Here is a 13,356-nt window from a genome sequence, read left to right on the forward strand (position 1 = left end):
AATAAAAAAACCTAACAGCTGCAGTTGCAAGTGTTTTTATCGGATTGGCATAAGTGCATACGACGGAAGGGTTTGTTTCCCCTAGATGAGGAGAAAGTACGTACTCGAGGTGCCTGAGCACATTCTTGAGAACAACAACCTGCGTTTAGGGAAATACACTCATGGCAACAAATAAATAAATGGTTGCAATCTGTGTTCGCACAATTGTAATAGGTGTCACATCCTCTTGAACAATGCAAACAAGTAGCAATGGGAGACACGTCAGGATCGGTAGCATCAATAGGTACAGCTAAGCGATCATCGAATACAAAAAGTTTCCCAAGCCATTTCCCTGTCCCTACAGCTTGCCCATAAGCAATTACACCACCATCAAGTTGGTAAACTTCTTTGAATCCTTTTTCTAAAAGGAGAGAGGAATACAACTCACAACGAATACCGCCTGTACAATACATCATCACCGGTGTGGTTTCAGGATTGTACTCTTGAGATAAACGCTCCGCATAATCTGGAAATTCACGAAACGTTTGAATGTTGGGGAGAATCGCATTTTCAAAATGACCGATTTTCCATTCATAATTATTTCGTACATCCAAAATTAAACACTGATTTTCTTCGAGTTTTGCATGCCACTCTTGAGGAGAAATATGCTTTCCTTGCTTAGAGAGATCCACCTGGTGTCCAAGGGCAACAAGCTCTTTACGGTATTTAACAGTTACTCTGGGGAAAATATTTTCTTTAATGTGATGAATTTTAAATTTTATATTTGAAAACCCAGGGCGTTGTTTTAACCAAGCCATATACTGTTCTGCATGCGGTTGGTAGCCACTAAATTGACCATTGATCCCTTGTTCTGATATATAGATGCGGCAAGCAACATCCAATTGTTTAAAAAATTCCTTGTGTAAAGCGATTTCCTGGTGAGGATTATCTACACGAGTTAAATAATAATAGGCTAGGGCATAATAATTCTTTTTCATGTGAAGCATCCTAACAAATCCTCGGAAATAATTCCATTGTAGAAAATTAGGTTGGGGACTAAAATGCCCTTTGATATTTTCGAATAAATAGGTACCCATTTTGACGATGAGGAAAATTTCCTAGGGTACTGTGGCCGCTATCCTTGTGTATATTCTAATCTTAGTAATAAGATAGACCAAGAAGGCGTAAATAATCTCTTAAGCTAAATAAAGGACTGAAGTACATGGCTCGATATTGTGGCCCTAAAAATAAAATAGCAAGGCGTTTTGGAGCGAATCTTTTTGGACGAAGCCGAAATCCTTTGTTGAGAAAGCCTCATCCTCCAGGTCAGCACGGTATGCAAAGAAAGAAAAAGTCTGACTATGGTCTACAGCTAGAGGAGAAGCAGAAATTAAAAGCATGTTATGGCATGCTTTTAGAAAAGCAGCTAGTTAAAGCATTTAAAGAAGTTGCTAATAAGCAAGGCAGCGTTACGAAAATGTTTTTGGAGAGATTTGAGTGTCGTCTCGATAACATGGTGTATCGTATGGGTTTTGCAAAGACAATTTTTGCTGCTCAGCAACTGGTTTCTCATGGACATGTTTTGGTAAATGGGAAGAAAGTAGATAGAAGATCGTTTTTTTTACGTCCAGGAATGCAGGTTTCTTTAAAAGAAAAGTCTAAGAAAATGCAGTCGGTAAAAGAAGCGTTAGAAAATAAAGATGAAAGTTCTTTACCCTCGTATATTTCTTTAGATAAAGCAGCGTGTAAGGGAGAGCTTTTAATTTCTCCTGAGCAAGATCAAATAGAAGCTCAACTTCCTCTACCCATTGATGTATCTGTTGTTTGCGAGTTTCTATCTCACAGAACCTAGTCTAAAGAAAAATATTTCTTTTTGATGCAAATTTAAGACGCTAAGAAATTAGCGTCTTTTTTTGTATATTTAATTTTGAAAACTACGAAGCAGGCGAATTTCTTTTTCCCATAACTGTGGCCCTCCTGGGGTTTCTAGATATTTTGGAACCATTTTTGTTTGTTTATCTTGCATAAGAAATTTAAAACTTTCTATACCTATATCTCCTTCGCCAAGAGGAGCGTGGCGATCTTTATGCTTTCCTAAAGGAAATAAGGAGTCATTGAGATGAAAGGCGCGCAAATAGGACAGACCTATTTGTGCATCAAATTGTTTAAGTACTTGCTCCCATCCTTTGGGTAACGTAATATCGTAACCAGCAGCAAAGATATGACAAGTATCGATACAAATTCCTACGGGAATGCGATGTTTGAGTTTGTCTATAAGATAACCAAGTTCTTCAAAATTACTGCCAACTAAGGTACCTTGACCAGCAGTAGTTTCAAAAAGAACAATAAGATCGGGGGAGTCTTCAAATAAAGGTGCCATTAAAGAAAAACTAGAAACAATACGGTCCAGACAAGCTTCTTTTGAGTCATGCACTGCTGCACCAGGATGAAAATTAACGAAATTGATGCCTAAAGATATGCAATCTTCAATTTCTTGCTTTATGCAGATACGGCTTTTTTCTAAAATTTCTGGATTTGGAGAGCCCGGATTAATTAAATAGCCGGCATGGCTCATAATATACGATAGAGATGTCTCTTCTAGGGCTTTTTTAAAGGAAGAGATCAAAGAACCATTCAAGGGACGCCTACGCCACTGCCTTTGATTCGCTGTGAATAGTTGCACAGTAGAGGCACCAATAGCCTGTCCTTCATATAGTGCGTTGTGCAAACCTCCCGATGTAGATGTATGGGCGCCTAATACTGGGATTTGTGGAGGAGGGAGTAGGTGTATTTTCATACTTCAAAAAAATCTCTATCTGTTATGGATAAACCAAGTATTAGGGGAGTACGATATTTTAATGAATAAAAAAGATAACGAAGGATCGGTAGCCAGTTCCCTGTTTAACTTGCTTTCAGGAACCTTTTTCAGTCGGGTAACGGGGATGCTACGTGAAATCGTTATGGCTGCATATTTTGGAGCTGATCCCCTAGTAGCTGCTTTTTGGCTGGCTTTTCGTACGATTTTCTTTTTACGAAAGATTCTTGGAGGACCCATTTTAGGGCTCGCTTTTATTCCACATTTTGAGTTTTTACGATCTAAAGACGAAAATCGCGCAGCATTTTTTTTCCGTAGTTTCTCTAAATTTTTTGGTTGGAGTGCTTGTGGATTCACTTTGTTCATCGAAATAGGTTTAGGAATTTGGCTGTATTATTCGCAGGGAAGTATTGCTGATGCTCTTCTCTTGACAATGATTCTTCTTCCTTCAGGGATTTTTCTCATGATGTATACAGTGAATTCTACTTTATTACATTGTGAGAAGAGATTTCTCAGTGTGGGATTAGCTCCTGCTATTGTCAATATTTTGTGGATTTGTACCGTATTTTTAGCTAGAAATAGTGATCCAAGGCAAAGGATTATACGATTATCAATTATTCTTGTTTTTGGATTTATCATTGAGTGGTTAGTTACTGTTCCTGGAGTTAGAAAATTTTTAGGTACAGCAACAACACAGCCTAAGGAACGGGATAGTATTAGAGCATTGATTGCTCCATTATCGTTAGGACTGCTCTCTATGGGAGTATTTCAAATGAATCTTCTAAGCGATATGTGTTTAGCCCGCTATATTCATCCTATTGGTCCTCTCTATTTAATGTATTCTGTAAGAATACAACAGTTGCCTGTACATTTATTTGGGCTCGGAGTGTTTACAGTTCTATTACCTGCGATTTCTCGTTGTGTGCAGGATGAACGACATGAAGAAGGTTATGAATTAATGAAATTCGCTCTGAATCTTACAGTTTCTGTTATGGTCATTATGACACTAGGATTGTTATTGCTGGCTCTCCCTGGTGTGCGTATTTTATATGAACATGGTTTATTTCCTACCACAGCAGTATACGCTATTGTAGAAGTTTTACGTGGGTATAGTGGGAGCATTATTCCCATGGCGCTGATTCCTCTGATCTCCGTCCTATTTTATGCACGCCGCCATTATACAATACCCTTGGTCATTGGAATTATAGCCGCTATAGGCAACATGATTTTAAATGTGCTTTTAGGTTGTTGGATTATTAAACATGTCGCGGGACTTGCATATGCGACTTCGATTGCTTCTTGGGGACAGCTGTATTATCTATGGAAATATGCTGCGAAACATCATCCAGGATATTCCGGATTGATGTGGATCACTCTGAGGCGTTCTGTAAAGGTAATCGCCACAGTAGGTTTAGCCTTTATTGTGACCATTGGCTTGAACATTGTCACACAAACAACATACATTATTTTTATTGAGCCTTACACTCCCTTGCCTTGGTCGTTATCTTCATTTGTTGCTCAAAGTACAGCTTTTTTTTCTGAAAGCGTCATTTTCTTGGCTTTTTTGTTTGGTTTTGCAAAACTACTTCGCGTAGAAGATCTTGTAAACTTAACATCTTTTCAATATTGGAAAGGGCGTCAAAGTCTCTTGCACAGTTCACAAGTTATGCAAGATAATCAAAATTAGTGACTTATTCTTTTCCTTCTGTGTGGCTGCGCGCTATTTTGCACGAATAACCATCTGTTTCGATCTTCTGAATTTGAATAACTAAATCGACACTAAGGAAGCTATGAAGAAATACATCTATCCCTGGTTAATGTGTATGTTTGCCTCCGCAGTATCCACAAGTTATGCGGAGACTCTCATGAAAGAACAAGAAACAGTACATTCTCCCGTGTTTACTAGCTTGGATGAAGTAAAAGCTTATCTAGATACTCGAGGTTTTGTAGAGACACGAAAACGAGGAGGTGTATTGAGATTAGCTGGAGATGTTCGTGCTAAATGGATTTATGCTAAGGAAGATATTAAAAATCCTGTTGTTTCGGATAAGATGCCTTTACCTGTAAATCGTTATCGTAGTGAATTTCATCTTTACGTAGATTACACCACAGGGAAAAGCTGGTTAACTTCAAAAATGAATTGGACAGCTATTGCTGGTGGGGAATCTACAGCTGCTGGTGTAGATATTGATCGTGCTTTTCTAGGTTATCGTTTTTATGAAGATCCTTCTACTAAGATCTTCGCTGAAATCGGGCGCTCTTCTTTAGGAGATATCTTTGAATCAGAACTCGAATTTAACAGTAATTTTGATGGTTTGCATCTGTATGCTAGTCGTCGTTTGAGTGGTAAGTACCCTTATCATGCTATTCTTCATGGAGGACCTTTTGTCGTAAATATGACAAAAAAACATTATGCCTGGGTTGTAGAAGGGATTGTAAATCAGCTTCCTGGTAATTTTTCTGTAAAATGCAGTGTGATTGACTGGAATTCTTTTTCTCCCGTCGTAACTTCCAGTACTTCCCCGTCTCCAGGAAATCAAAAAGATCCTAAGTATAAATATTGTGTATGGCAATGGTTAATAGGGAAGCACTCGAAAATTTCTTGGGTGAATGGAAACAAAAAACCTCTATACTTGTATGGTGCTTACCTAACTAATACTTTGGCGAAAGCGACAAAAACAACATTAAATAAAAAACAAAATAAAGGTTGGTTTATTGGAGGAACTTTAGGCGCACTCAGAAAAGCAGGAGATTGGTCAGCCACAATACGTTACGAATATGTAGAGGCTTTGGCTATTCCTGAGATTGATGTTTCTGGTATTGGTCGGGGAAATCAACTGAAATTTTGGTTCTCGCAAGCCATAGCGGGTAATTATGATCCCAAAGATGCTAATGGATTTACGAATTATAAAGGAGCCTCCTATTTATTCATGTACGGAATAACAAACTCCTTGTCTTTAAGGGTTTACGGAGCTTACTCCAAGCCCGCAGATAACCGTTTGGGAAGTGAATTTACCTATAGAAAGTTTGATATTGGGTTAATTTCTGCTTTTTAATCTTTTTTTAATAAAACTCATTAATAAGCTCACATTTTGAATTAAAAGATGTGGGCTTTTTCTTATTATTTTATAATTAGTAAAAGATTTAATGAGTTTTTTATTATTATGGTTAATCCTATTGGCCCCATAGATGAATCTAAGACAACTGCTCCCGCAGACTTATCTACTTTAGGGATGCAGGCTAGCGCAGCTAATCGTAGTGCAGAAGCTCAAAAAATAGCCGGTGTGGATGGAAATGCTAAGAAAACACAGTCTACACTCAATACTGTTGGAACTTGGAGTTTGTTGGCTTCTGCAAAGTCGGCTTTAGCAAGTTTGTTTGATAAAATTAGTAACTTATTCTCCACACAATCAAGTACGATTGCTTCTTTTGATGACGCTAAAACTCAAGCGGATTCTGCATGGACAGCTTTACAAAATGCAACAACATATGCAGAGTTTAAAACTGCTGTAACTTCTTTGCAGGAAGCTGTGGAGTATATGAATGCAAATGCAGCTGATGATGCTCAGAAGCAAGTTGCTGGGGAATGGCAAACGAAATTAGATAGTCAACAGGATTATATCTCTCAAGTTACTGCAATTGGAAGTTTACTAGAATCAAATCAAACCTTGTTAGAAGCTATTAAAACTTCTTCATCTTTAGATCAGATTATAGGAGCGGAGGGTTTAGCTGAGACTAACAAAGAAAACGCCACAAAACTAATAGAAGAATTAAAGAAAAATTATCCTGATTCTACTCTCGCAGATAGTCTACAGAAGGAAATAGATGATTCTACAGAAGCTATTTCGAATCTATCCACGACTATCCAACAAGCTTACAATGCAGGTCAAGGAAGTACAGCTGCTTTACAACAGGCACAAGAAAATAATAGCCCGGCGAATATCGAATCTTGTAAACAAATCATTGCAGATGCAGGTAAAGCAATTAATGAAGCCTTAGCACAAGCCCCAGATTCTCCTATCGTTAAAGAAGCTTTAAAGCAGCAACAAGAAGCTGCAACTGCTATAGAGCAAATCACTCCTAGTGGTGGAGGTGATATTGGATTAGGAGGTCCTGGAGGACCTGCCAGTGTGGGAACCTCACAAAATAAAGGGGGAACTGTTGGAGAAGCTCGCGTATCTATGTTACTTGCTGACGCTGATAATGAAACAGCAGCAACTTTAATGCAAGGATTCCGAAGAATGATCGAACTCTTTCACGCAGATGACCCTGATATTGCAGGCACTATAGATAAACTTGCTGCTGAAGTGAAGAGCCAGCTACAACCACCCACGGAGCAAAGTCAAGCTATAGAACAAGCCTTGCAAGGAGAAGGAATGGACTTTTCTGAGGCTTTAGGAGCTATAGCAAAAGCGGCCTCTCTTGCTACAGGATCTTCTACTGAAGTTGCTAATATGAGTGGAAGTGTTGTTTCTGATCTTTCTCAGGTCGTGTACTCGAAGGGTTCAAGTTCTTCATCCAGTTTTTCTAAAGGGTATGATGCTTATCGTCGACTCAATACTGTATATGCGGAAAGTTCAGCTGCAAATCGTGAGATTTTAGATAGAACAACCTCGTCAACATTGCAATCACGTCCTACGAGAAATACAGATACACAACGTAATGATGATCGTAATTCTCGTGATACTGCTTCTGACGTCGCACGCATGGTTGCTGATAATAGTAAAACTCTCGGAGATGTTTACGCTGCAATATCCGCTTTAGAAGATAAGCTGGCTACTGTGACAGGAGACGCAGCGACAGTAACTTCTGCAGGAGCGACATTTACTGCAGGAGCCACAAAAATAGAGAAATCTGGTTACCCATTCGTACAAATTTCTAGTGATTCTACTCAGAAATTTATTGCACAGTTAGAAGCAGAATTTGCTTCAGGATCGAAGAGACTTGCTGAATTGCAAACGGCAACTTTCCAAAAGCAGCCACAGTTTATTCAACAAGTATTAGTTAACGTAGCCTCTCTATTTTCAGGGTATCTACAATAGTCTTTAGTTAAAGGAAAAAGCTTACTTTGCTTAGGCGAAATAAGCTTTTTTCTATGTTTATTTTTCTTAATTACAACTCCTCAGGGATGTTCCCAGGATTTTTGTTAGTAAGCAGCGAGAGAACATTTAGGATTAGCTAGCAAAAAGTATTCTTACTTAAATTATCCATTGTAGAAAAAGTTCACCTAATTAGGATAAATTTCACCAGCTAAATGGGAAAGAATTTTATTTAGCACCTGCATAGATGTGGATACTAATGTCCATTCTTGTTGTACGTTAGACATTTGGTTTTGTAGATTTAGTTGTTGAGTTTGGCTCTGTGTCGTGTAATTTTGCTGGTCCGACTGAATTTGAGTGAATAAAGGACCTAAGCCTCCAGTAACACTAAGATCGGGGAAACCATTCGCAATAAATCCTTCCAAAGAGGCTAGTGTAGAGATCCAATCCTTCGGTCCTGTAATTTGAAATACATTTTCTTTGACCTGGTTGTTTGCCATTTGAGGGGAGATAGTGAGGTTAGCTAGTAAGGCGTTTAGCATATTTAGCTGACCAAAGGTGATGTTTAGAGCATAGCTATAATTTTCCGTAGCATTACGCATTTCTGTGATTTGAGAAGTTGAGGCTCCTGGTAAATTGTTAATTTTTGTCAGTAATGCTTGTACAAGGGCATAAGCACGTCGGCAAAGCTCAATATCGGAAAAGATATGGTCTTTTTCCTTTGATAGAGCTACAAGAGTTTCGTAGTAATCTCCACAAAATAAATTTTGGCCTTCCTTACTTTCAACAAGATAGGAGGAGAAATTATAGTATACTGCTGTTGTAGAAAAGGTATTAGTAATTTCGAGTAATTCATTAATAGCATTCGCGGCGAGGTTGTTAAAGTTAATTTCTTCAATCAGAGGATTTAAAAGAATGGATTGTTTAGGCAGTTGCGAGTGTAATATCAGATAAATAAAGGCAGATCCTAAACTTTCCGAATTTAACCAACTGGTAACAGCATTTGCTCGTTCTTCTGTGAAGCTAGCTTTTGAAGGATCTAAATCTTCGTATTTTTTTTCCAGAGCCGCTATTTGTTGTTGTAACTGCTCTACGTGTGCTGAGGTTGCTTGTGAAAATTGTTGTAGAATCGTAGTAGCCTCTGAGGGTAAATTCGCATTATCGGCAATATTTATTTGATTTACATATTGCTCAAAGTCGGGAATATAATAACTACTTGCTTGTCCCTGTTGCCCTTGTCCGGATTGGATTTGTTTAATGTAACTATCTAGACTGCTTACAGAAATATTAGACACTGCTCGCCCAACACTAGAGAAAAAGGAATAATTGGTAGAAATCATTTGTCCTTTCTGATTGAGATAGTTTTTTATAGTGTCTTTATTATTTATAAAGTTTTGCAGTGTATAATCAGCAATTTCTTGAAAGGCAAGAGTACGAGCGATAAAGGTGCTCATAGGGACGTCAGTATTTTTTACTTTTAATGCAAGGATCTTATTTACGTAAGGTTCCACTAAGTTTTTTTCATTTGGTTGCAGATAGCCATAAATCTGCGATAAACTCATTAATCCAGCATAAGATTCCATCGCTGCAGTAACAATTGCAGAAGTATATTGCTTTTGATTGTAAATTGTATCGGTGAGTTTTACCCAAGAAGAGAAACAACTTTGCGCTCTTTGAAAGAGTTCTAATTGGTTTTCTAACGTCTCTTTTTCATTTTCAATGGATAAACGTACAGTATTTAAATTTTGCACTGCTGTTTGGTAAGCACTAGTGATGCCTTCACGATATAATGCTCCATCTCTGGAAGATACATATTTATCTAAAGTGGCTTGGCTTGGTAACACACTAGCTGTATAGATGGTGTCTATATCATTTGAAGATAAGGTGCTTTGTGTTAAATATTTGCTTAATGCTAGTTGTGTTTGAATTACCTCACTATCTCCTCCAAGAGCAGGATTTTTCTGTACGGCATCCTTAAGGCCATTGAAAATAGCAAGTAAAACAGTGCGAGCATTTACCTCATCTATGTTGCTTTGTGTGGGCGTAGGAATTTGTGTAGCAATCTCTGACATGCTTTGCATCATTTTTAGCGTTTGCTCTCCTATGGAGCTACGATAAGTCATGATTTGTTTAGAAACGTGCGCATCAAAAAAATCTTTTACAAAAGTATCTTCGTATTCTTGTAAAGCTTTTGTAATGGCTTCTTCTGTAGCTCCTGCAGCGGCTAATTTTTCTCGGAGAGCCTGCTGACCAGTTTGAATTGCTTCTGCTTGTTCTTTTTTGATTTGTCCTAGGAGATCGTCATCCGTAGGTTCATAACTATTATTAAACACAGTTTTTTGCTGCGTCTCATTGAGAGAAGTCATGTCTTTGAAAGGAGTGACTAGAACAATAGCTAGAGTTATTGAAGATACTTGTGAAAGATTGATTTCAGTTACTGAGTCAACTAACGTGTTCAGGCCATCTAAAATCGTGGGAACCAATGCAACTGCTGTCTGTTCTTGAATAGAGGCAATCGTTTGAGTGGTCTTAGTAATATCTTTAGGAGCAGGAACAGTTTTGGGACGTTTTGGTTGTGTAGGAGGAGAAGGGAAGATCGTATTTTGCGGGTTGAATAAAGAAGACGCGTGAATAGTCCCTGCATCTAAAACAGTAGCTAAACGTTTTAAAGCATATAAACCAGAATTAATTGCTTCTATGTCTATTGCGGGCTGTGCTTTAGGATTAAAATTAGAAAACTTATGATCTAATTTAATTTTAAATAAAGCATTTCCAGGAACTGTGTTGCATGTAGTTTGTATACGAAGTGAAGACATAGGAAAAAAATTTTTTATGGTTTTTCTTTATTATCCTATTTAAAAAAAATTTTTTCATTCTGCTTTTCTTATAAAAATATTTTATTGTTCTTATAGCGTTGTTAATTTGGTTTTTAAGAAAAATAAAAATTTTTAATTAAAAAAATAAATAATTTTCATGTTAATTTTATTAAAAATAAAAATTAACAATCCTGTTTTCTTATGGATATTTCGAATAGTTCTTTTGTTTCAGCAACTTATAAAAAGTTCTCTATTGTATCTAGTCCTCTAGTAGCGCAAAAATCACAGTACTTATTAGAAAGTATTTTTCATTATGAAAAGACTGAGATGGAGCGGCATGCTATTCAATGTTTATTCCATATTTTGGATCAAAAATCTGACGAAAGATACAGACAACTTGTGAATAAGTTGCATAAAGGGATCCATAATCAAGAAATCATAGGCCACTCTCCCTCTACAACTTCTCTTATGCAAGTAACAGCTTCAGTTCCTTCTACAGGAGGAACCGAACCACAAACCGAGGATCCGTATTATAATGCGACAAAACAGAAATGGGCACATGATCTCTTAACGCAAATTCAGACTGTTATGACGAAAATTTTAGGTCAGGCAACAGCAGATTCTTCAGATAAGACTTCCCTACAAAAAATTGCTGATGAGGTAAATCGTTTAGTTACTGCGGGAACACAATTAACGGAGGCAGATTTTTCGAGTTTATATGGTTTGCCAGAAACCATTTTCACTACTGTACAAAAAGCAACTATTTTTACAGGAGCGCAAAAAACCGAGTTTGTCAATGAATTAGCTGATTGCTATGGCGAATCGCAGCAGTTAATACAAGTGTTTGCCGATAGCCGTATAGAAGGATTTCGGGATGTGCTCAATGTAGTTAAATCCAAATTAACTACAGAAGAATTTGAAAGTTTCCTCCCTCTAGAAGAGAAGCTAGATGATTTAAAGAATGCCGTGCAACCTTATGATGAAAATGAATTAAATCAAATAGCCCAGGTGGGAGATGATTTGTCTTTAGCTATTTCTGAATCAGTCTTATCAAGGAATGATAAGATTCCTCTTACGGATCAGTTATCGTGGTTATATCAAGATCAAGTAGAAGCTTTGAAATCCTTCGATGTAGTTTTATCTGCTGTAAATTTTGTTAATCAGCATCAAGCTTCTGTATTTAGTACTGTGTCAAGTTTAGTAGAATCATTAATGGGAGTTTTTTCTCCGATTAATTTAGGCCAAGCAAATACAGGAATTAGTAGTGCTGCGTTATCTGGGGCTTTACAAACAGTACGAGCCATTAATTCCCGTTTCAACGAGTTAACAAAGGAACAACAGACCCTAGTTAACAATGCAACAAAGACATTACAGAGTTTTCATGGGGATGAATATATAGGAGCTATATGGGCATATTTTGTAGCGTCTACAGCGCTAGCTAATAATCCTACAGTGACACTTCAACAAGTTAACTCTGCTGTTAAGGAAGCTGCCAAGGAAGTAGAGAATTCAAGTTTTGAGCTTGCTAAATCTTTGAAAACAGAAATGGACGCGATTGCTGGTGCTAATGGTTCATGTACCATTAATAATAGTTCGCCAGCAGAGACCTATACTATTTATTCTCAGAGCCATGGGTCAGTAACTATTAATAATATACTTTTGAATCGGGGATCCATAGGTTTCCTCCCTCAGGTTACTACAGCAGCTCAAGGTCAAGCCGAAGCAACAGCACGGGCTTATTTTCAATTTAAGGGTTTAGCTTTAGTAGAAGATGCAAAGTTGCAGACCAACATTGCGGAAATTCAAACTCAAAAGCAAGATTTTCAGACGATGCAAACGAATATCTATGCTGAGCAATTGATGTCTCAGGCTGTAGGGTTAAAATCGATGGCCCTGCCTTCTGCTGTAGCTACTGTATTAATTGATCGCTATATGCCTAAGGAGGTCGATTTTTTAAATGAGATTTATGGACAGTTATATTATAGCAACTTGGGTTCCTCAGTAGGAAACACGGTTCTTGATGCGATTTCACAATACGTGAACGCAGCTACGTATTTTACTTTTGCAAGTTATGTGGGCCAACAACCTGCAGTAGGCGTAGGGAGTTCAAGTAGTGCGGATAATAAGGATGTATTCCCGGGATCTGCAGAAAGTGCACTCTCTAAGTTAAATACAGAGCGAGAGAAGGCCGCTGCTTATTTGAAAAGTACGCAAGATGCCTTAGTCGTCATTGGTGAGCAAGTAGATCGAGTCAATGCAGATGATAAAATCACCAATGAACAGCGTACGAGAATTTTAGATACTTTGGAAAACTACAAAGATAATTTAAATTCTATATCGGGCTCATTAGTATTATTACAAAACTACCTTTCTCCCTTATCAGTTACCGAAGGTACTGTAGCAGGAACGTTTAAAGTAACGGGAGGCCAAGATCAATGGCAGTCACGATTAGAAATTTTGGAAGACGCTCTGATTTCTGGATTGCCAGGAAACGCCATTGGCGGGGGTATGTTCCCTGTTCAAGCTCTTGTGCAATCCGATCAACAATCGTATGCCGATATGGGGCAGAACTATCAGCTAGAGCTTCAGATGCATTTAACCTCGATGCAGCAGGAATGGACAGTAGTTGCTACTTCTTTACAGTTGTTGAACCAAATGTATTTAAGTTTAGCTCGAAGTCTCGTAGGTTAGGATTTTTTCTAGTTAT

8 protein-coding genes are annotated in these 13,356 nt (G+C 37.9%); 5 read left to right on the forward strand and 3 right to left on the reverse strand.

The features are described 5' to 3' along the window. Positions 1 to 11 precede the first annotated feature (11 nt). Positions 12 to 977 (reverse strand): oxygen-dependent tRNA uridine(34) hydroxylase TrhO, encoded by a 966-nt coding sequence (gene trhO / locus M787_RS01960; protein ID WP_021828784.1) that lies wholly within the window; start codon positions 975 to 977, stop codon positions 12 to 14. 224 nt (positions 978 to 1,201) lie between these two features. Here trhO and rpsD point away from each other — a divergent pair, with 224 nt between their 5' ends. After that, entirely contained in the window at positions 1,202 to 1,831 is a 630-nt protein-coding gene (rpsD, locus tag M787_RS01965; protein ID WP_021828785.1) for a 30S ribosomal protein S4, read from the forward strand. Positions 1,832 to 1,900: 69 nt separating this feature from the next. Here the strand turns inward: rpsD and M787_RS01970 are convergent, their stop codons facing one another. After that, on the reverse strand, positions 1,901 to 2,770 hold the full coding sequence (locus M787_RS01970) for a deoxyribonuclease IV (RefSeq protein WP_034734889.1): 870 nt from the start codon (positions 2,768 to 2,770) through the stop codon (positions 1,901 to 1,903). 67 nt (positions 2,771 to 2,837) lie between these two features. Here M787_RS01970 and M787_RS01975 point away from each other — a divergent pair, with 67 nt between their 5' ends. From M787_RS01975 to M787_RS01985, 3 genes are all read left to right on the forward strand, one after another. Next, a complete protein-coding gene (locus tag M787_RS01975) occupies positions 2,838 to 4,481 on the forward strand; it encodes a lipid II flippase MurJ (RefSeq protein WP_021828787.1) in 1,644 nt (547 codons plus the stop codon). Between the two features lie 103 nt (positions 4,482 to 4,584). After that, positions 4,585 to 5,850: a hypothetical protein gene (locus M787_RS01980; RefSeq protein WP_021828788.1), complete on the forward strand. Its 1,266-nt coding sequence runs from the start codon at positions 4,585 to 4,587 to the stop codon at positions 5,848 to 5,850. 108 nt (positions 5,851 to 5,958) lie between these two features. After that, complete coding sequence (locus tag M787_RS01985) at positions 5,959 to 7,836, forward strand: hypothetical protein (protein ID WP_021828789.1); 1,878 nt, start codon at positions 5,959 to 5,961, stop codon at positions 7,834 to 7,836. Positions 7,837 to 8,021: 185 nt separating this feature from the next. Here M787_RS01985 and M787_RS01990 read toward each other — a convergent pair whose 3' ends face one another. Next, on the reverse strand, positions 8,022 to 10,649 hold the full coding sequence (locus M787_RS01990; protein WP_021828790.1) for a CT620/CT621 family type III secretion system effector: 2,628 nt from the start codon (positions 10,647 to 10,649) through the stop codon (positions 8,022 to 8,024). Between the two features lie 201 nt (positions 10,650 to 10,850). On the opposite strand from M787_RS01990, the gene M787_RS01995 reads away from it, so the two are divergent. Continuing rightward, positions 10,851 to 13,340 (forward strand): CT620/CT621 family type III secretion system effector, encoded by a 2,490-nt coding sequence (locus M787_RS01995; RefSeq protein ID WP_021828791.1) that lies wholly within the window; start codon positions 10,851 to 10,853, stop codon positions 13,338 to 13,340. The last annotated feature ends 16 nt before the right edge of the window (positions 13,341 to 13,356 follow it).

Origin of the sequence: Chlamydia gallinacea 08-1274/3 (assembly GCF_000471025.2) — a bacterium.
In the GTDB taxonomy this organism is placed as follows: Bacteria; Chlamydiota; Chlamydiia; order Chlamydiales; family Chlamydiaceae; genus Chlamydia; species Chlamydia gallinacea.

Coding starts and splice junctions, on each gene's coding strand:
- trhO (WP_021828784.1), bottom strand. CDS start 977: ATGAAAAAGAATTATTATGCCCTAGCCTATTATTATTTAACTCGTGTA.
- rpsD (WP_021828785.1), top strand. CDS start 1,202: ATGGCTCGATATTGTGGCCCTAAAAATAAAATAGCAAGGCGTTTTGGA.
- M787_RS01975 (WP_021828787.1), top strand. CDS start 2,838: ATGAATAAAAAAGATAACGAAGGATCGGTAGCCAGTTCCCTGTTTAAC.
- M787_RS01980 (WP_021828788.1), top strand. CDS start 4,585: ATGAAGAAATACATCTATCCCTGGTTAATGTGTATGTTTGCCTCCGCA.
- M787_RS01985 (WP_021828789.1), top strand. CDS start 5,959: ATGGTTAATCCTATTGGCCCCATAGATGAATCTAAGACAACTGCTCCC.
- M787_RS01990 (WP_021828790.1), bottom strand. CDS start 10,649: ATGTCTTCACTTCGTATACAAACTACATGCAACACAGTTCCTGGAAAT.
- M787_RS01995 (WP_021828791.1), top strand. CDS start 10,851: ATGGATATTTCGAATAGTTCTTTTGTTTCAGCAACTTATAAAAAGTTC.